The 24,491-nt window shown below is 64.1% G+C and carries 19 protein-coding genes; 13 read left to right on the top strand and 6 right to left on the bottom strand.

All coding sequences use genetic code 11. The annotated features are described in order from the left end of the window. The first annotated feature begins 172 nt into the window (after window positions 1-172). From ABKF58_RS13785 to ABKF58_RS13765, 5 genes are all read left to right on the top strand, one after another. The gene (locus ABKF58_RS13785) at window positions 173-727 is read left to right on the top strand and encodes a TRAP transporter small permease subunit (protein ID WP_482581305.1); all 555 of its coding nucleotides are present in this window, start codon (window positions 173-175) and stop codon (window positions 725-727) included. Further along, window positions 724-2,232, top strand: a complete 1,509-nt coding sequence (locus tag ABKF58_RS13780; protein ID WP_482581303.1) for a TRAP transporter large permease — start codon at window positions 724-726, stop codon at window positions 2,230-2,232. The genes ABKF58_RS13785 and ABKF58_RS13780 overlap by 4 nt, the downstream gene beginning before the upstream one ends. Window positions 2,233-2,323: 91 nt before the next feature. Further along, on the top strand, window positions 2,324-3,394 hold the full coding sequence (locus tag ABKF58_RS13775) for a TRAP transporter substrate-binding protein (protein WP_482584385.1): 1,071 nt from the start codon (window positions 2,324-2,326) through the stop codon (window positions 3,392-3,394). Between the two features lie 306 nt (window positions 3,395-3,700). Then, complete coding sequence (locus ABKF58_RS13770; protein ID WP_482581301.1) at window positions 3,701-5,809, top strand: putative bifunctional diguanylate cyclase/phosphodiesterase; 2,109 nt, start codon at window positions 3,701-3,703, stop codon at window positions 5,807-5,809. A 163-nt stretch (window positions 5,810-5,972) separates the two neighbouring features. After that, window positions 5,973-6,254 carry a hypothetical protein gene (locus ABKF58_RS13765; RefSeq protein ID WP_008952908.1) on the top strand — a complete coding sequence of 94 codons (282 nt, stop codon included), beginning with the start codon at window positions 5,973-5,975 and terminating at the stop codon, window positions 6,252-6,254. Here the strand turns inward: ABKF58_RS13765 and ABKF58_RS13760 are convergent. Continuing rightward, window positions 6,245-6,637, bottom strand: a complete 393-nt coding sequence (locus ABKF58_RS13760; protein WP_482581299.1) for a cupin domain-containing protein — start codon at window positions 6,635-6,637, stop codon at window positions 6,245-6,247. The two genes, ABKF58_RS13765 and ABKF58_RS13760, sit on opposite strands and share 10 nt — an antisense overlap. Beyond that, on the bottom strand, window positions 6,634-7,818 hold the full coding sequence (gene argE, locus ABKF58_RS13755; RefSeq protein WP_482581298.1) for an acetylornithine deacetylase: 1,185 nt from the start codon (window positions 7,816-7,818) through the stop codon (window positions 6,634-6,636). The genes ABKF58_RS13760 and argE overlap by 4 nt, the downstream gene beginning before the upstream one ends. Before the next feature lie 202 nt (window positions 7,819-8,020). Between argE and ABKF58_RS13750 the strand changes: the two genes are divergently transcribed. The 4 genes from ABKF58_RS13750 to msrB all read left to right on the top strand — a co-directional run bounded on the left by ABKF58_RS13750 (window position 8,021) and on the right by msrB (window position 11,552). Further along, window positions 8,021-9,367: a deoxyguanosinetriphosphate triphosphohydrolase gene (locus tag ABKF58_RS13750; protein ID WP_482581296.1), complete on the top strand. Its 1,347-nt coding sequence runs from the start codon at window positions 8,021-8,023 to the stop codon at window positions 9,365-9,367. A gap of 123 nt (window positions 9,368-9,490) precedes the next feature. Continuing rightward, window positions 9,491-10,366 carry an AEC family transporter gene (locus tag ABKF58_RS13745; protein WP_482581295.1) on the top strand — a complete coding sequence of 292 codons (876 nt, stop codon included), beginning with the start codon at window positions 9,491-9,493 and terminating at the stop codon, window positions 10,364-10,366. Window positions 10,367-10,399: 33 nt separating this feature from the next. After that, on the top strand, window positions 10,400-11,047 hold the full coding sequence (locus ABKF58_RS13740) for a histidine phosphatase family protein (protein ID WP_482581293.1): 648 nt from the start codon (window positions 10,400-10,402) through the stop codon (window positions 11,045-11,047). Between the two features lie 109 nt (window positions 11,048-11,156). Further along, entirely contained in the window at window positions 11,157-11,552 is a 396-nt protein-coding gene (gene msrB, locus ABKF58_RS13735; protein WP_014087507.1) for a peptide-methionine (R)-S-oxide reductase MsrB, read from the top strand. Window positions 11,553-11,635: 83 nt separating this feature from the next. Here the strand turns inward: msrB and hflX are convergent, their stop codons facing one another. Next, window positions 11,636-13,024, bottom strand: coding sequence for a GTPase HflX (gene hflX / locus ABKF58_RS13730; protein WP_482581290.1), 1,389 nt, complete (start codon window positions 13,022-13,024; stop codon window positions 11,636-11,638). Window positions 13,025-13,266: 242 nt separating this feature from the next. On the opposite strand from hflX, the gene ABKF58_RS13725 reads away from it, so the two are divergent. Continuing rightward, window positions 13,267-14,535 (top strand): DEAD/DEAH box helicase, encoded by a 1,269-nt coding sequence (locus tag ABKF58_RS13725; RefSeq protein ID WP_482581288.1) that lies wholly within the window; start codon window positions 13,267-13,269, stop codon window positions 14,533-14,535. Between the two features lie 105 nt (window positions 14,536-14,640). On the opposite strand, the gene ABKF58_RS13720 is transcribed toward ABKF58_RS13725, so the two are convergent. Then, window positions 14,641-16,278 carry a trimethylamine N-oxide permease gene (locus ABKF58_RS13720; protein ID WP_482581287.1) on the bottom strand — a complete coding sequence of 546 codons (1,638 nt, stop codon included), beginning with the start codon at window positions 16,276-16,278 and terminating at the stop codon, window positions 14,641-14,643. 487 nt (window positions 16,279-16,765) lie between these two features. Between ABKF58_RS13720 and ABKF58_RS13715 the strand changes: the two genes are divergently transcribed. Next, the gene (locus tag ABKF58_RS13715) at window positions 16,766-17,362 is read left to right on the top strand and encodes a TMEM175 family protein (protein ID WP_008952918.1); all 597 of its coding nucleotides are present in this window, start codon (window positions 16,766-16,768) and stop codon (window positions 17,360-17,362) included. Window positions 17,363-17,392: 30 nt separating this feature from the next. Here ABKF58_RS13715 and ABKF58_RS13710 read toward each other — a convergent pair whose 3' ends face one another. Together ABKF58_RS13710 and ABKF58_RS13705 are read right to left on the bottom strand one after the other, a co-directional pair. Then, window positions 17,393-18,295, bottom strand: a complete 903-nt coding sequence (locus tag ABKF58_RS13710; protein ID WP_482581285.1) for a ribose-phosphate diphosphokinase — start codon at window positions 18,293-18,295, stop codon at window positions 17,393-17,395. Then, window positions 18,292-19,842, bottom strand: coding sequence for a thymidine phosphorylase family protein (locus tag ABKF58_RS13705; protein WP_482581284.1), 1,551 nt, complete (start codon window positions 19,840-19,842; stop codon window positions 18,292-18,294). The genes ABKF58_RS13710 and ABKF58_RS13705 overlap by 4 nt, the downstream gene beginning before the upstream one ends. A 328-nt stretch (window positions 19,843-20,170) precedes the next feature. On the opposite strand from ABKF58_RS13705, the gene mgtA reads away from it, so the two are divergent. Together mgtA and ABKF58_RS13695 are read left to right on the top strand one after the other, a co-directional pair. Beyond that, a complete protein-coding gene (gene mgtA, locus ABKF58_RS13700) occupies window positions 20,171-22,786 on the top strand; it encodes a magnesium-translocating P-type ATPase (RefSeq protein ID WP_482581282.1) in 2,616 nt (871 codons plus the stop codon). A gap of 211 nt (window positions 22,787-22,997) precedes the next feature. Continuing rightward, the gene (locus ABKF58_RS13695) at window positions 22,998-24,491 is read left to right on the top strand and encodes an AMP nucleosidase (protein WP_482581280.1); all 1,494 of its coding nucleotides are present in this window, start codon (window positions 22,998-23,000) and stop codon (window positions 24,489-24,491) included.

The following is a 24,491-nucleotide window of genomic DNA, read 5'->3' as shown; positions in this document are numbered from 1 at the left end:
GCCCGTGGCAAGACAACCTGGCACGTCCAAGGGTAAACCCGCATACCTAAACGCCTTCTCAAAGACTATTCCATATGCTTAGATAGTTCGAGCCGGCGCAGACCGGCCTATCGCTCGAACGATAAGGTTCCGCCCAGCGGCGGCATCAGGAAGAACTACAAAGGAGACTTACGTGCACTCGTTGCTCGCCTTGTCGCGTCTCATCGACGGGATCACCGCACGCATCGGCCGTTCCGCCTCATGGATCGTGCTGATCGTCGTGCTCATCAGCGCCGGTAACGCCGTTATCCGGAAACTGTTCAACGTCAGCTCCAACGCCTTTCTCGAAATCCAGTGGTATTTGTTCTCGGCCATGTTCCTTTTGGCTGCCGCCTACACCCTGCAACGCAACGAGCACATCCGCATCGACCTCCTGGCGGGCCGGCTCTCGAAGCGCGGCCAAGCCGTGCTCGACATCGTCTGCACGGTGCTCTTCCTGCTCCCGATGACCTCCATCATCGCCTGGTACGGCTGGCCGATCTTCATCGACGCCTTGCGCAGCGGAGAGATGTCGTCTGACCCCGGCGGGCTGATCCGCTGGCCGGTCCTGATGTTGATCCCGATCGGCTTCACACTGCTGTTGCTGCAGGGGGTATCCGAGATCATCAAGCGCGTCGCGTTCCTACAGGGCCTGGCACCTGACCCGACCGAGAAGACGCTGGATCCGCACAAGGAGGAGCACGTATGAACCTGGAAATGATGGCTCCCGTCATGTTCGGATCGCTGATCGTGTTTCTCCTGATCGGCTATCCGGTGGCCTTCGCGCTGGGCGCGGTCGGCCTGCTGTTCAGCTGGATCGGCATTCACTTCGATCTGCTGCGCCCCGAGCTGCTGCAAGCCCTGCCGCGCCAGGTGTTCGACATCATGAAGAACGACACCTTGCTGGCCATCCCCTTCTTTACCTTCATGGGGCTGATCCTCGAGCGCAGCGGCATGGCGGAGGACATGCTCGACACCATCGGCCAGCTGTTCGGCCGTATCCGTGGCGGACTGGCCTTCGCCGTGATCTTCGTGGGCGCTTTGCTCGCCGCCACTACCGGCGTGGTGGCCGCGTCGGTGATCTCGATGGGCCTGATTTCGCTGCCGATCATGCTGCGTTACGGCTACGACAAACGCATTGCCACCGGCGTCATCGCCGCCTCCGGCACGCTGGCGCAGATCATCCCCCCGAGCTTGGTGCTGATCGTGCTGGCCGATCAGTTGGGCACCTCGGTGGGCGACATGTACGCCGGTGCAATGGCGCCGGGTCTTCTGCTGTGCCTGCTCTATGCCGTGTTCATCTTCGCCGTGACCATGGCGAGACCGCACTGGGCGCCGGCCTTGCCCGCCGAGGCGCGCACCCTGCACGGACTGGCGCTGGCCAGCCGCGCCCTGTTCGTGATGGTGCCGCCGCTGCTGCTGATCTTCCTGGTGCTGGGCACCATCTTCCTCGGCATCGCCACCCCGACCGAAGGCGGGGCGATGGGCGCCGTCGGCGCGCTGATCCTGGCCATCCTGAACCGGCGCCTGAGCCTATCGCTGCTGCAGCAGGCGATGGATTCCACCCTCAAACTGTCTACCTTCGTGGTGTTCATCCTGATCGGTGCACGGGTGTTCCGCATCGCCTTCCTTGGTGTGGACGGCGACCGCTGGGTGGAGCACCTGCTGACCTCGCTGCCGGGTGGCACGACCGGCTTCCTGATCGTGGTCAACCTGTTGGTGTTCTTCCTGGCCTTCTTCCTCGATTTCTTCGAAATCGCCTTCATTCTGGTACCGCTCCTGGCTCCCGTGGCCCAGAAACTCGGTATCGATCTGGTATGGTTTGGCGTGATCCTCGGGGTCAACATGCAGACGTCGTTCATGCACCCGCCGTTCGGCTTCGCCTTGTTCTACCTGAAGAGCGTGGCCCCCAAATCGATCAAGACCACCGACATCTACTGGGGCGCCATCCCCTACGTCGTGATCCAGCTTTTCATGGTGGGCCTGATCATCACCCTGCCGGGGCTGGTAACGTCGTTTGTCGGCCATGAAGCCCTGACCAGTGCCAGCGAGGCCGAAGCCACGCTGCAGCAGATGGGGGACACCTCCCCCACAGCCTCGTCGGGAACCATCGAGATTCCATCGCCCCCCCAGGAAAGTTCTGCCCCAGCGGGTGAGACCGCCAGCGACTCGAGCGCCGAACTGCTCAAACAACTCACCGGCGATGGCAAGTGAATCCGCCGAATCCCTTCAGCCGGGGCGGCACCGACCGCCCCACTGACGACAGCAGCACACAACAAAGGAGACAAAACGTGGAACGACGCTCATTTCTGAAGAAGGCCGGTGCCACCGGCCGGCCGCGGCAGCTGTTTCGGCCCCCGCCCTCGCCGCCGACACGCCGACCGTCCGCTGGCGCCTGGCCTCCAGCTTCCCGAAAAGTCTGGACACCATCTACGGCGGCGCCGTCACCCTGGCCAACCGCATCAGCCAGCTCACCGGGGGCAAATTCCAGATCCGGGTGTTCGCCGGCGGGGAAATCGTGCCGGGCACCCAGGTGCTGGACGCGGTCCAGAACGGCACCGTCGAATGCGGCCACAGCTGCGGCTATTACTACGTCGGCAAGAACAAGGCCTTCGGCTTCGATACCTCGGTGCCGTTCGGCCTGACCTCGCGCCAGCAAGCCGCCTGGATGTACTACGGCAACGGACTCAAGCTGCTGCGCGAGCTCTACGCCCAATACAACATCGTCAACTTCCCGGGTGGCAACACCGGCACGCAGATGGGCGGCTGGTTCCGCAATGAAGTGAAGTCGCTGGCCGACCTCAAGGGCCTGAAGATGCGCATCCCGGGCCTGGGCGGTGAGGTCATGGCCCGCATGGGGGCCGTACCGCAGACCATCGCCGGCGGGGATATCTACCCGGCACTGGAAAAAGGCACCATCGACGCCACCGAGTGGGTCGGCCCGTACGACGACGAGAAGCTCGGCTTCTACAAAGTGGCCAAGCACTACTACTACCCGGGTTTCTGGGAGCCGGGCCCGCAGATCACCTTCTTCGTCAACACCAAGGAATGGGCCAAGCTGCCGAAGGAATACCAGGCAGCCTTCGAAGCGGCGGCAGCCGAAGCCAACATCCTGATGCAGGCGGAATACGATGCCAAGAACCCGCAAGCGCTGGTGAGCCTGTTGCAGAAAGGCGTCAAGCTGCACAAGTATCCATTGGACATTCTCAAGGCGGGGCAGAAGGCGGCCTTCGAGATGTACGAGGAAGAAGCCGCCAAGAACCCCATCTTCAAGAAAATCTATACCGACTGGAAGAAATTCCGCACGCTCGAACATGGCTGGTTCAACCTGGCGGAAGCGTCGATGGAAAGCTTCATGTACAGCAACCGCAAGTAAACCAGCCCACCCAGCCCCGGGTGCGCCAAGCCCTCGCCGAGATACGGTGAGGGCTTTTTTGCGGTTGTTTCACACATGCCGCAGACGTAAAGGCAAGCCCGCACGCCAGGTCTCACGTCTTGCCCGTGACCGTCGCCCGCTTACCCGCCACGATTTCGCTAACGAGTCCGCAAGTATCCCGGATAGATGCAGTAGAATATGGCCGGTCTGGCGCGGCAATTGCCACTGCCGACGCGTCGCTCAGCCCCTATCCAACCCATGGTTTATCCCGACCGGGACAGATCCGCCCCTTGTGATTACCGCCAGATGGAAGCCTCCCGCCTCGATTCACTGACCGAAGACCTGCTGCGAGAGGCGGACAGCCTGTTCCTCGAGCTTCTGCACAACGATCTGGTCGGGGTGTATATCATCCAGGACAACCGCTTTCTCTACGCCAACACCCATCTGGCCGAACTTTTCGGCTACACGCAGGCGGAATTGTGCGGAACACTCGGACCGATGGACCTGACGGCGCCAGAGTTTCGGCACATCGCCAAACGCGCCATCGACCGCCGGATCAACAACGAAGCAACGACCAGCCGCTATTCATTCGACGGTCTGTGCAAAGATGGCCGCCGTATACAGGTCGAGGTTTTCGGCATCCGTACCGAGTTTGCCGGCCGGCCGGCGATCATCGGCATGATGATCGACAATACCGACCGCCGCCAAGCCGAGCACGCGGTGGAAGAACAGCTGAACTTCACCTCCCAGCTCATTGATACCATCCCCAGTCCTGTTTTCTACAAGGACGAGGCGGGGCGCTATCTGGGCTGCAACAAGGCGTTCGAGCACTATATTGGGCTTCCGCGCGAAGAGCTGATCGGCAAATCGGTTTTCGACATTTCCCCCCGCCACTTGGCCGAACGCTACCACGCCGCCGACCAGGCCCTGTTCGACGCCCCCGGCACCCAGACCTACGAGGCCGAAGTGCAGTCCACCGACGGGACGCTCAAGAACGTCGTGTTCTACAAGGCGACCTTCAACAAGTCAGGTGGCCAGCTTGGCGGCCTGGTGGGCGTCATCCTCGACATCACCGACCGCAAGCGAAGCGAGAAAACCATCTGGCACCAGGCCAATTACGATCTCTTGACCGAGCTGCCAAACCGCCGCCTTTTCCTCGAGCGGCTACAGCAGGGTATTGAGCACGCCAAAGGCTCGGGCAGCGCGCTGGCACTAATGTTCATCGATCTCGACCGCTTCAAGGAGGTCAATGACATGCTGGGGCATAAGGTGGGGGACCAGCTACTGTTGCAAGCCGGCCAGCGCATTGCCGACTGCGTGCGCGAGACGGGCCTGGTGGCCCGCCTGGGAGGTGACGAATTCACGGTCATCCTCGAGAACCTGTCGCAACCGACGCCTATCGAGCAGGTGGCGCAATCGATCATCGAAACACTGAGCAAGCCATTCCAGCTGGGGCCGGACGTGGCTTATGTCTCGGCCAGTATCGGTGTCACCCTGTATCCCAAAGACGCGCAGGACATGGATACGCTGCTGATCAACGCCGACCAGGCGATGTACCACGCCAAGGCCTTGGGCAAAAACCGTTTCTGCTACTTCGTACCGTCGATTCAGGCAATATTTGCGGAACGACTCCAACTCGGCCACGACCTGCGCAGTGCCATGGCCCAGGGCCAGCTGGACGTGTACTACCAGCCTATCGTCGATCTCGCCACCGGGCACATCGTCAAGGCGGAAGCCTTGGTGCGCTGGCACCACCCGCGTCGGGGCTGGATCAGCCCGGCGCAGTTCATCCCGATTGCTGAGGACATCGGCCTCATCAACGGGATCGGCGACTGGGTGTTCCGGCAGGCTGCGGGCATGGCCAAGCGCTTGTGGGAGTCTGGCCGCAGCGGAACCCTCGCAGGCGCACCGCTGCAGATCAGCATCAACAAATCGCCACGCCAGTTTTTCACCGGCCACGCCCATGAAACCTGGATCGACCATCTGCAGGAAATCGGCCTGCCAGCCGAGTGCATTGCCATCGAAATCACGGAGGGGCTGTTGCTGGACGAGCGCCCGGACGTCACCAACAAGTTGCAGCAATTCCGCAGGGCGGGCATCCAGGTCTCGCTGGACGATTTCGGGACCGGCTATTCGGCCATGGCGTACCTGAAGCGGCTCGATATCGACTACCTGAAGATCGACCAGTCCTTCGTGCGCGACATGACGTCCACCCCCAGTGACCGGGCCATCACCGAAGCTATCATCGCCATGTCCCACAAGCTCGGCCTCCGGGTGGTGGCGGAGGGGGTCGAGACGAGGGAGCAACGGGATTTATTGAGTGCGGCAGGCTGTGATTTTGGCCAAGGCTACTGGTTTTCCAGAGCGCTTCCCGAGGACGAGTTTTTCAAGCTCCTGCAGCGCTGGCCAGACTGACGCCCATCCGCCGCTGAGGCCAGGCAGCACGAGAACGGCGACGGTGCCCGGCCCAGGCAGCGCCCGGAGGTTCGGGCGCCTTTTGCTTTTGGCCCACTCCCTGACTAGGCTGGAACAGGAAGGCCGGCTTCGGCCAACCATGATCTAAAGGGGTGTTGTCGTCATGAAAAAAGCCATCCTGCTGTTCTGGCCGTCGTTCCTGATCGCCGGTTTCGCCACCATGATGTTCTTCTCGATCTTCGATCCCTACGAACTGAGCCTGCACGGTGCCCGGCTATTCGCCGACAAGCTGACGGCCTATTCGGTATTCTTCCTCATCGCCTGGTCGTTCGGTGCACTCAACACCGCGATCGTGCTGCTGCTGGAAAAGCCGGTGCAGGACGTCAACCGCTTCTGTCCCGTGCCGCCGCCCTCTGCCAGCATGGGCGATCCGGATCAGGCGTGAGAGGCGTTGCGCTCCACCACGACAAAATACTTGCGCACCGGCTCCACCACCTCGAACACCCCGGTAAAGCCGGCGGGAATGACCGCGGCCTCGCCGGCACGGACGTCCACCGCCTGGCCGTCGGCTTCGTGCAGCCGGACGTGACCTTCGATCACGGCAAAGAACTCGTCCTTGTGCTCGGCAAAGGCGATGCGCCAGGCCCCCTTCTCGCATGACCAGATGCCGGCGCTCACCTCACCGGTCGGGTTCTCGAAATGGCTCCAGGTCAGGCGACGCGGATTGCCGGCGACCAGGCGGTCCGGCCGGGGGTAATCGACGGAGGGCTCAACGGCGGTATCGGCAAACAGGGTAATGCGCTTGGGTGCCACGGCGTGATCGGTCATGCTGGTCTTCCTGCTGCCGGGGTGCAGAGCAGCTCGCCCAGCCCGGCAAGCCACTCGCTGCAGGCGTAGAGCTGTTCCACTTCGACGTATTCGTCGGGGCGGTGGGCTTGTCGGATCGAGCCCGGGCCGCACACCACGCTCGGCATTCCCGCTTGATGGAACAGGCCGGCTTCGGTGGCGTAGGCCACACCCTCGCCCTGGCAACAACCGGTCAGCGTTTCGACATACTGCATCACCGCACTCTCCGGCACCGCCTCGAACGCCGGGCAGTACACCGTGGGGTCGATGGTGATGTCGCTCTCCTCTGCCACCGCACGCATCTCTTCCAGCAGGTTGGAAGCGTAGTCGCGCACCGAGTCGACGTAGCGCTCCGGCTGGTCGCCGGGCAGCCAGCGACACTCGAACACGAACTCGCAGTCCTTGGGGACGATATTGGGCGCGGTGCCGCCCTGGATGGTGCCGGTCTGCAAGGTGGTGAACGGGACATCGTACAGAGTATGGCGATGCCCGAACGACGCCTCGGTGTCGGCCAGCTTGCGGATGTGCGTGATCAGCCGGGCCGCGTACTCGATGGCGTTGACCCCGTACGGCGTCAGCGAGGAATGCGCTGCGCGGCCGCTGACGTGGCAGCGGTAATGGGCAATGCCCTTGTGCGCGACCACCGGCTTCATGTCGGTCGGCTCGCCGATGATGCAGCCCGCCACCTTGATGCCGGATTGCTGCAAATCGTCGATCAGTCCGCGGACGCCGAGGCAGCCGACTTCCTCATCGTAGGACAAGGCGATGCCGATCGACTGGGTCAGGCGGCCGGAGTCGGCCAGTTCGAGGAAGAACGGCACCTTGGCGAGCACGCAGGCGATGAAGCCTTTCATGTCGGCCGAGCCGCGGCCGTACAGCTTGCCTTCGCGCTCGACCAACTCGAACGGCGGCGTCTGCCACGCCCGGCCATCGACCGGCACCACGTCGGTGTGCCCGGACAGCACCACGGCCGGCAGCGCGGGGTTCCCGATCTGGGCGAACAGATTGGCCTTGCTGCCGTCGGCATTGAAGGTCAGCCGCGACGCCACGCCAAACGAGTCCAGATAGCGTTGCACCCAGCGGATCAGTTCGAGGTTGGAATGGCGGCTGGTGGTGTCAAACGCCACCAGCGTGGCGAGCAGGTCATGAACGGAAGCGGTCATGCGATTTCCAAGGGCAAGATGTGCCCTAAGGATAATCCAAGCGCGCCCCCTTGCACCATGCCCAACCGGCCGGTTTGACGGGGGGCGCGAAGTTGGCCGAAGACCGGCCTGCCGCCGCCATCGGCGCTGCGTCCGGCGCCGGCAAACTGTTATGATCATGACAAACCACTGCGCGCACACTGCCATGACCAAGCCACACCGCATGAAATGGGAACACCTGCTATCGGCCCGGCGCTTCAAGCAGATCGACGGCGAGGTACTGCCCACCCGCACCCCTGCGACCAGCGAGGGCGCCTCCGGACTGCGCAGCGATTTCCACATCGACCACGACCGGGTGGTGTTCTCCGGCGCCTTCCGCCGCCTGGGGCGCAAGACCCAGGTCCACCCCCTGGCGCAGAACGACCACACCCACAACCGCCTGACGCATAGTGTCGAGGTGGCCAGCGTCGGACGCAGCCTGGGCAACCGTGCCGGGGTGATGATGCAGCACGCCGGCCAACTGCCCGCCGGCTACACGCCGCACGACATCGGCGCCGTGGTGCAAGTGGCCTGCCCGGCCCACGACATCGGCAACCCGCCGTTCGGCCATACCGGCGAGGACGCCCTGCGCGACTGGTTCCGCGACGAGCGCCACGCCCCGCTGATGGCAGGCCTGAGTCCGGCCGAGCGGCGCGACGTCGAAACCTACGAGGGCAACGCGCACAGCCTGCGCATGCTCGCCACGCTCGAAATGTACGCCGGCGAAGGCGGCATGCGGCTGACTGCGGCGGCGATCGGCGCGCTGATCAAATACCCGTGGACCTCCAGTGCCGAACCGGCCTACCTGCGCGACAAGTTCAACATCTACCAGACCGAACTGCCCTACTTCCGCCAGATTGCCAGCGAGCTCGGCCTGATCGAGCGCGGTGCCGACCAGTGGGCGCGCCACCCGCTGTCCTATCTCATGGAAGCGGCGGACGACATCTGCTATGCCATCCTCGACCTCGAAGACGCGGTCGAGATCGGCATCCTCGACTATTCCGAGTTCGAAAACCTGTTCACCAAGTTCGCCGAGGTCGACAAGCTCTGGGCCACGCCGTCGGTGCGCCAGAAATGCGCGATGCTGCGCGGCATGGCCATCGGCCGCTGCGTGGCCGAGGTGGCGGAAAAATTCATGCTGCACCAGGACACGCTGCTGGCAGGCGCCTTCCAGGGCAAGGACCTGATCGACGTGTGCGCGCCCGAAATCCGCGAGACCCTGCTGGAGGCCAAACGGCTGGCCAGCCAGAAAGTGTACCGGCACCGCACCAAGCTGGTGACCGAAATCGCCTCCTTCCCCTGCCTCTCCACCCTGCTAGACGTGCTGGTCCCGGCCGTAGCGGCCAGAGTGCGAGGCGAACGATTGTCGGCGCGCCACACGCTGGCGCTGGGCCTGATGGCGGAAACCCCCTTCACCGACAAGGACACCCCCTACCTGGCCTACATGAAGGTGCTGGACTTCGTCGGCGGCATGACCGACAACTACGCCGCCAACCTGGCGCGTGAAATCTCCGGCGTCGGCATTCTCTGACCGGCTCTTTCGGCCAACCTTGACGACAAGGTTGGCCGAAGCATGGCAAGCCATGGCTTACCCTTGCTTGTCCGGTCAAGACATTTGACCAATAATGGCACCATCCCACCCCGCCTGAGTCCCATGTTCGAACGCATCGTCACCATCATTCTTCCCGTCCTGATCATCGTGCTGATCGGCTGGCTCTACGGCCGCAAGATGCGTCCCGACATGAGCGCCGCGAACACGATCAACATGGACGTCTGTGTGCCGCTGCTGGTGTTCTCGGCGCTGGCGGCCAAGGATTTCGATCTCGTCAGCCAGTGGAAGCTGCTGCCGGCCTCCGCTGCGGTGATCCTGCTGTCGGGCCTGCTCGCCTGGCCGGTGGCGCGCGCCACCGGCAACCAGGTGCGCACCCTGCTACCCCCGTCGATGTTCAACAACTGCGGCAACATGGGCCTGCCGCTCGCCCTGCTCGCCTTCGGCCGCAGCGGCTTCAACGCCTTCGTGGTGCTGTTCGTGGTGTCCAACCTGCTGCACTTCACCCTGGGGGCCTTCATCTTCAACCGCCACACCCGCTTCAGCGGCCTGTTGAAGAACCCCATCGTGCTCGCCACGGCGCTGGGGCTGCTATTTGCACTGGCGGGCTGGCATCTGCCCGACGGGCTGATGATCGGTCTCAAGATGCTGGGCGACGCCTCCATTCCGCTGATGCTGTTCGCACTGGGGGTGCGCATGGTGGACGCCAACCTGCGCGATTGGAAGATAGGCCTGCTCGGCGCCGCGCTCTGCCCGCTGAGCGGCCTCGCGGCGGCGGCCGTGACCGTGCCACTGCTGCGACTGTCGCCGGCGCAGGCCGGCCTGGTCTATCTGTTCGGCGTGCTGCCGCCGGCGGTGCTCAATTTCATGATGGCGGAAATCTACCGGCAGGAACCTGGCAAGATGGCGTCGATCGTACTGATTGGCAACCTGGCCAGCCTCGCCTTCGTACCGTTCGGGCTGTGGCTGGCGCTGGGCTGATCGCAACCCGAACCTGACTGCTAGAATGAATCGATGGACCACACTCAGCTGACCCGCTTCTGCTTCGTGCGCCACGGCGAAACCGACTGGAACCGCGAGCGCCGCCTGCAAGGCCAGATCGATACCCCGCTCAACACCACCGGCCAGGAACAGGCGCAAACATTGAGCCTGGCCCTGACGGCCCGGGCACTGCGTTTCGACGCGCTCTACTGCAGTGATCTGGTGCGCACCCGCCAGACCGCCGTTCCCATCGGACAGGCTACCGGGCTCGACGTCAACCTCGACCCCCTGCTGCGCGAGCGTCACTACGGCCGCCTGCAGGGCCTCACCTATCACGAGGCCGGCGAGGTCATGCCCGACGCCTACCGCCGCCATCGCAACCGCGACCCGCACGACGTCCCGGAAGGGGGCGAGAGCCTGTACGCCTTCCACGTCCGGATTCAGGCCTTCCTGGAGCGGGCGGTGCTCGAACACCCCGGTCAACGGCTGCTCGTCGTCACTCATGGCGGCGTGCTCGACATGGTCTACCGCATCGTCACCGGCAAGCCGCTGACCGAACCGCGCGATTTTCCCATCCCCAACGCCGCCTTCAACTGGATCATCCACCATCAGGGGGCCTGGCAGCTGGAGAAATGGGCGGACAGCGAGCACCTTGGTGGCTCGCTGGACGAATTGCTGTAAGAACCGCCCATCGGCCACGACCAACCGACGCAACCGGCGCGAACCGCGGCCCGGATAGCCGTGCCGACGCCAACAGCCTTCGGCCAAGACGCCCCCACAGGAGCCCACCATGACAGACAAGATAGACAAGAGCGACGCCGAGTGGCGCGCCCAACTGACCCCCGAGCAATACCGCGTCACCCGCCAGGCCGGCACCGAACGCCCCTACAGCGGCGAGCACTACTATCGCCACGCCAGCGGCGATTACCATTGCATCTGCTGCGACGCGCTGCTGTTCCACTCCGACACTAAGTTCGATGCCGGCTGCGGCTGGCCCAGTTTCTGGGAAGAAGCCGTCCCCGGCAGCATCACCCGCATCGAAGACCGCTCGCACGGCATGATCCGCACCGAGGTGCGCTGCGCCCGCTGCGACGCCCATCTCGGCCACGTGTTCCCGGATGGCCCGGAACCCACGGGCGAGCGTTATTGCATCAACTCGGTGGCGATCAGCTTCAAGGAGGGCTGAGAGGGCTGCTGCCGTGTTGGTTGCAGGCTGACCATCGCAGCAAGGCCTGGGCCGAACCGCTCAGGCCTTGCTGCGACAGAGCCTCAGACTTCCCAATATTCCTTTTCCCGGCCCTGCAAGCCGGGATTGAGCTGCTCGTGCAGACTACGCAGTTTTTCTGGCTCGCCACGCACGCGGAACCAGCTGCCCTCTTCCCCGGCACGCTCTTCCAGCACTTGGCAGTGGCTGTAGATTTCACCGCGCAGCTGTTGTGCCGACCACGGCAGCAGCAGCTCGTCTTCCACCAGATCCTGCTGGAAAAAGGAAACGATGGTCGCATGCAGGCTGGCCACATCCTCCGGACAACGCGCACTCATCACTACGCAGCCTGGATAGCGTTCCTGCAGTTCGGCCGTCCAGGCAGCCTGCTCCGCCTCATCGCCGACATGGTCGATCTTGTTGAACACGCGAATTCTCGGCACGTCGTCGGCGCCGATTTCCTGCAGCACCTCGTCGGTCACTTCCAGCTGGCGCTGAAAACCGGGGTCACTGGCATCAATCACATGCAGCAACAGCGCTGCATCCAGTGCCTCTTCCAGCGTGGACTTGAACGAGGCTACCAGTCCGTGAGGCAGGTTCTTGATGAAGCCGACAGTATCGCTGACCAGCACGCGCGGCACACTTTCCGGATAAAGGGCACGCACCGTGGTGTCCAGCGTAGCGAACAGCTTGTTGGCCACGAGCACCTCGCTGCCGGTCAGTGCCCGCATCAGCGTGGACTTGCCTGCATTGGTATACCCCACCAGCGACACCCCGCCCAGGCCCAGGCCCTGACGTTCCAGACGGCGCGCGCGCTGGGTCTTGCGCTCCAGTTCCATGGCGATGATTTCGCGTTGCAGCTCGGCGATGCGGTCACGCACCTTGCGGCGGTCCAGCTCAGTATGCGATTCACCGGCACCACGACCACCCGTACCGCTGCGCTGCCGGCCTTGCGGACCGGCCAGCTTGGCCGCTTCGCGCAGGCGCGGCGCCATATAGCCGAGACGGGCGATTTCCACCTGTGCACGTGCCGCGCGCGAGCGGGCATTGCGATGGAAAATCTCCAGGATGACCATGGTGCGGTCCATCACCTCGCAGCCAACGGCCAGCTCCAGATTGCGCGCCTGTGAGGGCGAGATTTCGTGGTCCACCAGCAACACGTCGAACTCGACCGTGCTGGAGTCCAGCTCTTGTGGGTCTTCTTCCAGTTCGTCGTTGCGGATGCCACGGTTGACGAACATGCTGATTTCTTCCAGCTTACCCACGCCCAGATAGGCCGTGCGGTCGAAGCTGTTACGCTTTTGAACAAAGGTCTGCATCACCTGGAAACCCAGCGTCTTGGCCAACTCGCTCAGTTCGTTGAGCGAGGCCTCGAACTCGCTATCGCTGACATCCGGCAACTGGACCGAGGTCACAAGGGCATAACGAGGCTTCTCTTTGACTTCTGTTTGCATGTGCAGATTGCTTTACTTGGTGACGAGCCCAGATAGTACTCACAAATGGCACTTTCCGCTGGCAGGATGAGTGACTGGCCATCGATCCGCTGCCACCCGCAGCCCCCTGGCAAGCAAGAGCCGCCATCTGGGCGCACACCGGCTGCAGCCACGCAACGCCTTCCTTGACCGCGTGGCTGGCGCAGCCGATACTCCTGCGGCCCTAGGCCGCAAGGTCCTCACACTCATACCCGTCGCCATTCATGCCATTCTCTTCTATGGGCCTGCACCCCTCTCTGGCCCAGGCCGCCCTCAGTCAGGGCTACCTTGCCCCCTCTGCCATCCAGACCTCCGCCATTCCTGCCATTTTGCAGGGCCGCGATGTACTGGCCACCGCACAGACCGGCTCCGGCAAGACAGCGGCCTTCTGTCTGCCGCTGCTGCAGCAATGGCTGACGAGTCGCCAGGGTTCGCCACGTCAGGTCCAGGCGTTGATCCTGCTACCCACTCGCGAACTGGCAGTTCAGGTCGGCAATACCCTGCGTGAACTGGCCCTGTCCCTGCCACGGAGCGTGAAGGTGGCCGTGGTCTATGGCGGCGTCTCCATCAACCCGCAAATGATGGCCTTGCGCGGCGGTGCCGACATCGTGGTGGCCACCCCCGGACGACTGCTGGACTTGATCGGGTACAATGCACTGACTATTTCCACCGTCGGTACCTTGGTACTCGACGAGGCCGACCGTCTGCTCGACCTCGGTTTTGCCGACGAACTTGGCCGCCTGCTGGCCTTGCTGCCCACCTACCGGCAGAACCTGCTGTTCTCCGCCACGTTTCCGCCCGCCGTTCACTCACTGGCGGAACAACTCCTGAGCCAGCCACTGCGCATCGACATTGCGCAGACCGCCGCCACGGCACCGGATATCCACCAGCGCGCCATCGAAGTGGACACCAGCCAGCGCACGATGCTGCTGCGCCACCTGTTGCAGACGCATGGATGGGACCGGGTACTGGTGTTCGTGGCTAGCCGGCAGGCTGCCGACCGTGTGACCGGCAAGCTGCAACGTGCCGGTATCCGTGCCGCAGCCCTGCATGGCGATTGCAGCCAGGGACAGCGCGGCCAAGTGCTGGCCGATCTCAAGTCGGGACAGTTGCAGGTACTGGTGGCCACCGACGTGGCGGCTCGCGGCATCGACATCCCCCTCCTGCCGGTGGTGGTCAACTACGATCTGCCACGCTCGCCGGTGGACTACACCCACCGTATCGGCCGCACCGGCCGGGCCGGTGCTCGCGGCGAAGCCATCAGTTTCATCAGCGCCGACTGCGCCGCCCATTTCCAGCTGATCGAAAAGCGCCAACAGCGACGGCTGCAGCGCGAACAGATTGCCGGTTTCGAGCCGACCGCCACCTCGAATGTCGCGAGCTTAGGCCACACGGCCGAACACGTCGGCAACGGCGGCATCAAGGGCAAACGCAAAAGCAAGAAAGACAAGCTGCGCGAAGCCGCCGCTCAACAACAGGCTGACAACAGCTAGGACGAATCATGGCGGCAGAACTCCGCCATCACCACCCGATGAGTAACAGCAGCGCAGGCGGCAGAGGAAGGAAGACGCTACCCCACCCTCTACCGCCACCCCCGGCTAGCCGATGACCGTCAGCTTGGCCGAAATCCAGATCACGGCAACCGCCAGCAGGAGCGCAAGGTACGGCAGGACGCCGGCGCGGGCATGCGGCAACTCCATGTCCTTGCGCATGGATGCCGGAAACTGCCCCTTGTCTTGCCAGTAATGACGGTAGATGAACACCGGCACAATCAGGAAAGTGGCGATCAGCCCGTTGCGCAGCGTGTTCTCACCCTGGAAGTTGGCGCCGGCGCCGACGAACACCAGGTCGAGATAACCGCACAGCACGCCAAGCGCCAGCAGCCAGTTGGCGCACTTGTACGGACGCGGCCAGTCGGCACGGTCGAGGCGGTGAATCCATCCGGACTGCAGGTTAAGGAAGACGAAGATCATGTAGCAGACGTTGGAGACCGACAGCACGGCCATGTAGTTCGACATCAACAGCAGGAACAGGTTGAACACCAGGTCGGTCCACATCGCCCGGGTCGGGGCACCGTGCTCGTTGACGTGCGACAGGTATTTCGGCAGCCAGCCGTCGACCGATGCCTGGTACAGGGTGCGCGACGACCCCATCATCGACGTCATCACGATCAGCAGGATCGACAACACCAGCATCGCTACGATCACGTTGAACACCACCACCACCCCACCACCGACAAACTTGGCCATCGCGGCGCCGACGCCAGAACCATCGACGATGGCCGGTGCGAGCATGCCGGAGAGGCCCAGTTCCCCCTGGAAGGCGATCGGCACCGCGATGAACATGAACAGGCACAAGAGCCCCGACGAGACGATCGCCTTGAAAGTGTCCTGCTGCGGGTTCTTGAACTCCCGGGTGTAGCACACGGCAGTCTCGAAGCCGAAGGTCGACCAGCAGGCCAGGAACATGGCACCCATCGCGGTACTGATGCCGGCGGCGTTCCAGCTTCCCATCACCGAGGCGCCGGTGGCGTCATGCATCAGCGGCAGCAGCGGCAGGAAATTCGTCGACGGCATGTCGCCGGTAAACAGGGGAACCAGCGCGATCACCACCAGCGGCGTCAGCGAAGCGATGCCGAGAATGCGCTGGGTTCGGGCGGCGGCGGAGGCGCCGCTGTGCTGCAGTTTGAACGTGATCAACAGGAAGATCACCGCCAGAACGAAGGTGGAATTGATCCGCAGCGTCAGATCCTTGCTGATGAAGCCCAGATCCAGCAGCGTGACCTGCCAGGTGTTGATGGCGGCATCGGCCGGGAACAGGTTGCTCAGCATGTAGCCGGCAGCCAGGCTGGTGCCGAGCGCCAGCATCGGCGACCAGGCGATCCAATTGCACCACACCGATACCGGGGCCACGAACTTGCTGTAGCGGACCCAGCCGAGTGCGCCGTACACCGACGCCCCGCCCGACTTGTGGGGGTAGAGCCCGGAGATTTCGGCATAGGTAAAGCACTGGGCGAACCCGACCAGGATGGCCAGAATCCAGATGATCCATGCCGGCTGGCCAATGGTGGCAGACACGCCACCGATGGTGAACAGCACACCAGCGGGTACGCCGCTGGTCACCCAGAACGCATCTCTCCAGGTGAGGTTACGATGCAGGTCCTGGGTTTGCCCGGCAACGTGCGTCCGGGCACCGCCTGCTGTGGGAAAAGGCAGTACTTCTTCTTGCAAACTCACACTTTCTCCTTTGGTGCTGCATTTCATGGTCTGGCCCGCGATACGCAGGCGCAAACCTTTGCTGCCTGTATTGGCAGTCATTTTTATATGCAGGGAAATGTAGCCGGCTTTTCTCATTCCTTGTAGCCAGCCAACGAAAAGGCAAACCACGCGACTTTCCGGGCAACCGCTGTTTGTCCGGACAGTGCATCCTGCCCCGTGGGGGCAGGGCAATGTTGCACGGTTACCGTTGTAAGGCATGCGGGGCTCGCCCTCTTGTCCTTACCGGCACTGCACTGGCCAAATTGCGTCATCGAGAGAGCTGACGCCACGAGAGCCGTCAATCGGTCAGAAAGAGAAAGGACATGGAGAGGCGCGCCCTCCGATCCGATACGCATACCAACACAAAGCAACTGGAGAAGCCAGCGCGGCTCAGGGTATGCTCAAGCACGGAACCGCACCATGGTGACGGCTCCGTCCCTCGTCCTTCTTCCTGTTAGCGGGTGCCATGGAAAAAAATCGGCTTGAAGCGTTCAGCGACGGCGTGCTGGCGATCATCATCACCATCATGGTGCTGGAACTCAAAGTGCCGCATGGCGAATCGCTCTCCGCCCTGCTGCCCTTGTGGCCGGTCGCCATCAGCTACGTGCTGAGCTTCATCTACGTCGGCATCTACTGGAACAACCACCATCACATGATGCACGCCAGCAAAAGCGTCAACGGTGCCATCTTGTGGTCGAACCTCCACCTGCTGTTCTGGCTGTCCTTGCTGCCTTTTACCACGGGCTGGATGGGCGAGAATCATTTTGGCCGCTGGCCGACCATGCTCTACGGCCTGAATCTGCTGCTGTGCGCGGTGGCCTATAACCTGTTGCAGACGTCCCTGATCCGCCATCACGGGCCGGACAGCCTGCTCGCACGAGCGATCGGACGGGACCTGAAGGGCAAGGCGTCGCCCGTGCTCTACCTGCTAGGCATCGTGACCGCCGGGCTGGATTACCCCTGTGGCGGGATGATTTTTTTCGTCGGCGTCGCCTTGCTGTGGCTGGTGCCTGATCGACGGATGGAAAGGGCCATGGCGGGGCATCAACGCAGTACGCCATAGCCTTCAAGATGAGAGGGCTGACCAGTCGCCTCACCGCGTGCCCATGTTCTGGATCGCTTCGGCCAACCAACGCTCGAGCGCGATGGTGTTGCTGGGATGGACCACCGTATTGCAACTGACCACCTGTGCTGCCCCGGCACCGTTCAGCAGGTCGACGGCTCCCTCGGTGAAGATGGCATGCACGGCGACGCACACCGCCGGGTTGGCGCCGAGTTGCCGCAGCTGCTGCAAGGTTTCAGCCATGGTATGGGCGGTGGACACGATGTCGTCGACCAGAACCGGCGTGCGGCCGGACAAGCGGGTCATGTCGGGGCGGGAAACCTCCACCTGCCGGTCGCCATGCCGGGTCTTGCTCAGGACCAGATAAGGCGCCTGGGCCAAGGCCGCGACCTCGGCAACCCATTGCTGGCTTTCCTCGTCCGGACCGATCAGGAGCGGCTTGGGCACGTTGGCGGCGATCCACTCGGCCATGGCCGGCGCGGCATGGACCACGCACGTGGCGCAGCGGTAGACCTGCTCCAGGCGGGCAATGCGGTGCAGATGCGGGTCGACCGTGACCAGCCAGTCAAAACGTGGCGACAAGGTCTCGGCGAAATAGCGCGCCGTCACCCCCTCTCCGGGATGGAAGCGGGTGTCCTGACGCATATAGGCGAGGTAAGGCACCAGCAGACCAACCTCCGCCGCACCGTAGTCGCGCACCAGCGCCGCGGCGAACAACAGGGGCAGCAGCTTGCCGTCGGGACGATCCAGCGTGGCGACCAGGACGACCCGGGCACCATCCACCTCGCTCAACAGCTGCAGGTGGGTTTCGCCATCGGGAAAGGAGCGCACCATGAGCTCCCCGCGTTCAGCTTGGCTGGCGAGCGCCGGCTGCGCCAGCAAGGCGGCAGCCATCGCCTCGTTGCCGGGCAAAGGCAGCAGCACGGTCTTCATCGCTCCTCCACCGTCACGATCTGAGGGTGCATCTCCAAATAGCTGAGGGCATATTCGAGTTCACCCGGCGTCTCGGCGTGCACCGTGAACAGGGGCATGCCGATGTCGACGTGGCTGTCGACCATCACGTGCAGGTCGATACCGGCTGACGCCGCGCGTGGGGCACCGGCCAATTTGGCGGCGCGGCTGACCAGGCGATTGTCGATGGCGGTGACGCGGCCGGCCTTCACGGCGCAGACAGGGTGAGTGTGGGGAGCTACGGGCGGCGTGCGCAAGCCGCCTTGGGCATTGGCAATGGCGACGAATTTCGCCCACGCCTGACCCGAATCGAGCAGGCGCCGGGCATGGGCCACGCCGGTGCCGATCGCGGCGGTGCCGCAAAACTCGAGCAGGGTGCCCGCCAGCGTCAGCGAGCGCTCGCGCAGATCGGCCGGCGCATCCGCTTCATTGCGCAATACCGCCAGAATGTCGCGGGCCTCCAAAGCGGGGCCCACACCCCGCCCGACTGGCTGGCTGCCGTCGGTAAACACCACCTGAATGGCCAATCCAAGGTTCCCCGCCACGTATTCGAGCAGGGTTTTCAGCACGGTCGCCGCGTGCTGCGAGCGTATCTTGGCGGTGTAGCCGACGGGAATGTCGATCAGCGCATGGCTGGAACCGGCGGCCACTTTCTTGGACAGGACGGAGGCGACCAGCTGGCCTTCGCTGTCGAGGTCCATCGGGCGTTCGACACGGATCAGGATATCGTCGGCCGGGCTCAGGTTGACGGCGCCGCCCCAGACGATGCACCCGCCCTCTTTCCCGACGACACGGCGGATGGCCGGCAGATCGAGGGCGACGGGAGCCAGGGTTTCCATGGTATCGGCCGTGCCTGCCGGCGACGTAATGGCACGGGAAGAGGTCTTGGGCATGATCAGCCCGGCCGCGGTCACGATCGCCACCACGATGGGGGTGGTGCGATTGCCCGGCAAGCCGCCGACGCAGTGCTTGTCGACGACGGGGGCGCTGCCCCAATCCAGGCGTTGTCCCACATTCACCATGGCGCGCGTCAAGGATACGGTCTCGTCGGCATCCAGGCGGCCGCCGGCGCAGGCCGCGACAAATGCGGCCAGATAGATGTTGGGGTAGCGCCCTCGCGCCACGTCCTCGATGATGCAATACATCTGCTCATCGTTCAGACGATGGCCGTAGATCTTGCTGCGCAAGGCAATCAGCGATTCCAGCGGCGGCAGAGGCCGGACCCGGATGGTATCCCCTTCACGACCGTCCAGCTGACGCCAGGCCGCCGAAGACAGACTGGCCTGGTGCGGAGCGAGCAGGTCGGAATCGATGACATTGAGCGTGGCGACGATCTCCACGCCGTTGCGCGCCACGCGCACGCGCGACTGAGCCTCGAACCCCTCCGAGCGGCATACCTCGCAGTCTCGCCGCATATAGATCACGGCTTCCTGGTAGGTGTCGATACCAAGCCACTTCAAGCGCAATTTATGACCGGCATTCACCGTTAGCTCCCCCTTTGATTCTTCTTTTTGCCGTTGATCGATCATGCCGAGCTGCTGAAGCGAAACGCGCTGTGTTTATTTTGAAAATTAGACGAATTCGAATCGGACTGGCAACGGCAATTCCCCTGCCAGTGAAGGGGGTGGGCAGGCGCAGGCGCCTGATTAGCTGGCGATCATCAGGGAACGCGCCATGCGGCATGGCGACCCCGGCCTACGCAAGGGTTTGGCAGGGGACGGAGCATTGCGTGCGCTAGTATCAAGGAAGAGGCCACCCTGCCCGCTCCGAACGCCTGATCGACGTCCACCGCCGTCGCAGCGAAGCGGCCCTCTCTTGGGCGTGTCATCCACGGGTTCTCCGGCGCTGGAGCAATGGATGCCCTGCCCCAAACTCACTGACCGAGGACTCGCCTTGCACGAACCGCTCGACGCACAGCCGGTCCCGTTCTGGACCCGATCGCTGACCGCACTCAAGACCGAACTCGGCGCGGACGAGCGCGGCCTGTCGGAGGAAGTCGCCTTGGCGCTGCGTGCGCGATACGGCGACAACGTGCTGCGCGCCCGGCGCCGGCGCCACCCAGTACTGGAGTACCTGGCCCACTTCCGCAACCCCCTGGTGCTGCTGTTGTTGAGCGCCAGCGCGGTATCGGCCCAGTTAGGCGACGTCACCAGCTTTGTCGTCATCAGCCTGATCGTGATCGGCAGCGTGACCCTGGACTTCGTGCAGGAGCACCGGGCCGGCAACGCGGCCGAGCGCTTGCGCGAATCGGTGGCCTTGCGCGCCAGCGTGCTGCGCGACGGCCACGTCGTGACGCGGCCGGCAGCCCAGCTCGTTCCGGGTGACCTGGTGCAACTGGCCGCGGGCGACCTGGTTCCGGCCGACGGGCGCATCGTCGAAGCGCGCGACTTCTTCGTGCGTCAGTCGATGCTCACCGGCGAGTCGTACCCGGTCGAAAAGCATGCCGTGGAGCTGACAGCGGAGGCACGCGAGGTCGCCGATGCCGTCAACGCGGCGTTCATGGGGTCGTCGGTGCTGAGCGGCAGCGCCACGCTGCTGATCTGCCATACCGGGCCGGCCACCTTTCTGGGCGGGATTGCCGACACCTTGCGCGCACCGGCCGAACCGACCTCGTTCGAGCTCGGCACCCGCCGCTTCGGCCAACTCATCATCAAGATGACCTTCGCCCTGGTGCTGTTCATCGTCTTCGTGCACACGCTGGCGCACCGCCCGGTGCATCAGACCTTCATGTTCGCGGTCGCCCTGGCGGTGGGGCTGACCCCCGAACTCTTGCCGATGATCGTGTCGGTGACCCTGTCGCGCGGGGCCCTGCGCATGGCGGCCAAGAAGGTGGTGGTGAAGCGGCTGGCGGCGATTCAGGACATGGGCAGCATGGACGTGCTGTGCACCGACAAGACGGGCACCCTCACCGAGGCAACGATCCGCCTCGAACAGCATGTCGACCTCCTGGGACACGACAGCGCGCGCGTGCTGCAGCTGGCGTACCTCAACAGCTTTTTCGAGTCCGGGCTGCGCAGCCCGCTCGACGACGCCATCCTGCAGCACGAGGAAATCGACGTCGGCGGCTGGAGCAAGATCGACGAGGTGCCGTTCGGTTTCGAACGCCGGCGCGTCTCGGTGCTGGTGGAACGCGCCGGAGAACGGCTGCTGATCGTCAAGGGCGCGCCGGAGGACATGCTGCGCCTGTGTGCCGAGGTCGAAACCGGTTCACCGGATGCGCCGCCCATGCTGCAGGCGATGGACGAGGCCACGCGCGAGCGCGCCCTGGCGCAATTCGAGGCGCTGAGCCGCGACGGCTTCCGCGTGCTGGCGATCGCCTGGCGCGCCGTGCCGCCGGACCATGGGCACGCCGTGGTCGACGACGAGACCCGGCTGGTGCTGTGCGGCTTTGCCGCCTTCCTCGACCCGGCCAAAGCCAGCGCGGCGACCGCGCTGGAGGAGCTGCGACGCAGCCATGTCCACGTCAAGGTGCTGACCGGCGACAACGAGTGGGTGACGCGTCACGTCTGCGCCCAGGTCGGCCTGCCGGTGAAGACGTTGCTGACCGGCGCGCAGATCGACCAGCTCGACGACCCCGCGCTGGCGGCGCAAGCCCAGCACACCGACGTGTTCTGCCGCGTCTCGCCGCCGCAGAAGAGCCGTATCCTGCGCGCGCTGCGCCGCCGCGGGCACGTGGTCGGCTTTCTTGGCGACGGCGTCAACGACGCGCCGTCGCTGCACGACGCCGACGTCGGCATCTCGGTGGACTCAGGGGTCGACGTGGCCAAGGACGCCGCCGACATGATCCTGCTCGAGCACGATCTCGGCGTGCTGCACGACGGCGTGATCGAGGGACGCCGCACCTTCGCCAACGTGATGAAGTACATCATGATGGGAACCAGCTCGAACTTCGGCAACATGTTCAGCATGGCCGGCGCGTCGCTGGCCCTGCCCTTCCTGCCGATGCTGCCGGTGCAGATCCTGCTCAACAACCTGCTCTACGACACGTCGGAAATCCCGATCCCGCTCGACGACGTCGACGCCGCCTACCTGCGCTACCCGCACGACTGGGACGCCGGCTTCATCCTGCGTTTCATGCTGACGCTGGGGCCGGTGAGTTCGCTGTTCGACTTTCTCACCTTCTACCTGCTGCTCAGCGTATTCCATGCCCAGGAGGCGCTGTTTCACACCGGCTGGTTCATCGAGTCGATCGCCACGCAGGTGCTGGTGATCTTCATCATCCGCACCCGTGCCGCCCCCTGGCTCAGCCGGCCCAACCCGTGGCTGGCCGGCACGGCGCTCGCGGTGGTGGGGGCCGCCGTGCTGCTGCCGTTCACCTCGCTGGCCGACCTGCTGGGCTTCGTCGCGCCGCCGGCGGAACTGTTGCTGCTGATCGCGGCGCTGACCCTGGTCTACCTGTGCGGCGCGGAGGCGGCCAAGCGCTGGTTCTACCACGCCGGGCGACCCCACCGGGCGCATGCCCGGCACGGCTGAAGACAAGGCGCACTCGACTCGCTGGCTTCATCGCGCCGCCGTCGGCAGTTGTCGCAGGAAGGGCTTTGCCCAATAATCGCCAGCGAAAACGTCGCTCTGCTTGGGGGCTGACAGGCCACATAACGGCAACACGTTGGCTCCCGTCCCCGCTCCGCCAGACGCCCTGGACGGAGCAGCACTGCACCGAACACGTCTCCAGGAGACTGGCGTCATGCCTTATTTACCTACGTTCATCCCGCCTAGCCGTTTCGACGACCCCGCCGCCGCGCTGGCCCAAGTGCGCCACATTTACCAAAACAGCCTCGCCCACTTGCGCGAGACGATGCAGCGCTTTGTCGATGGTGAAGACTTGCCCGGCCATGTACGGGCCTGCTACCCCTTCGTCCGTATCCAGACCGGCACCGTGTCGCGGCTGAAACCGCTGGAGAGCAAACGCCGCAGTTACGGCTTCGTGGCCGGACCGGGCCGCTTCGAGACCACGCTGACGCGACCGGACCTGTTCGAGGACTATTACCTCGAGCAGTTCACCTTGCTGCTGCAAAACCATGGCGTGGCGCTGGAAGTCGGCAGCAGTTCGCAGCCGATCCCCATCCATTTCTCGTTTGCGGAGAGCGATCACCTCGAGGGCAGCCTGAGCGCAGAGCGCCGCGAACGGATGCGCGACGTGTTCGATCTGCCCGACCTCACGGTGATGGACGATGGCATCGCCAACGGCACCTACGAACCGCGCGGCGGCGAGCCGCGGCCGCTGGCGCTGTTCACCGCGCCGCGCGTCGACTATTCGCTGCATCGCCTGCGGCATTACACCGGCACCCAGCCCGAGCACTTCCAGAACTTCGTGCTGTTCACCAACTACCAGTTCTACATCGACGAATTCATCCGCCTCGGCCACGAATGCATGGCCGACCCCGACAGCGACTACACCGCCTTCGTCGAGCCCGGCAACGTGATCACGCGCCGCGTGGGGATGGCGGCCGAAGCCGGCGATGCCTTGGGAAAAGCACCGGCGCGCCTGCCGCAGATGCCGGCCTATCACCTGATGCGCGGCGACCGCAGCGGCATCACCATGGTGAATATCGGTGTCGGCCCGGCCAACGCCAAAACCATCACCGACCACATTGCCGTGCTGCGCCCGCACGCCTGGATCATGCTGGGCCACTGCGCCGGCCTGCGCCAGACGCAGCAGCTCGGCGACTACGTGCTGGCGCACGGTTACGTGCGGGACGATCACGTGCTCGACCAGGACCTGCCGCTGTGGGTGCCGATTCCCGCCCTGGCGGAAATCCAGCTGGCGCTGGCCGCCGCCGTGTCCGACATCACGCAGATCCAGGGGTCCGAACTCAAGCGCATCATGCGCACCGGCACGGTGGCCAGTACCGACAACCGCAACTGGGAGCTGCTGCCGGAGAATGCGCCGCAACGCCGCTTCAGCCAGAGCCGCGCGGTGGCGCTGGACATGGAAAGCGCCACCATCGCCGGCAACGGCTTCCGTTTCCGGGTGCCCTACGGCACCTTGCTGTGCGTGAGCGACAAGCCCTTGCACGGCGAGATCAAGCTGCCGGGAATGGCCGATCAGTTCTACCGGGAACGCGTCGATCAGCATCTGCGCATCGGCATCCGGGCGATGGAACTGCTGCGCGAACAGGGCGTCGATCAGCTGCACAGCCGCAAGCTGCGCAGCTTTGCGGAAGTGGCGTTCCAGTAG

The organism is Pseudogulbenkiania sp. AW2-16 (assembly GCF_056824575.1).
Note: the sequence above shows the minus strand (reverse complement) of the source record. Positions and strands in the feature narration are given on the sequence as shown.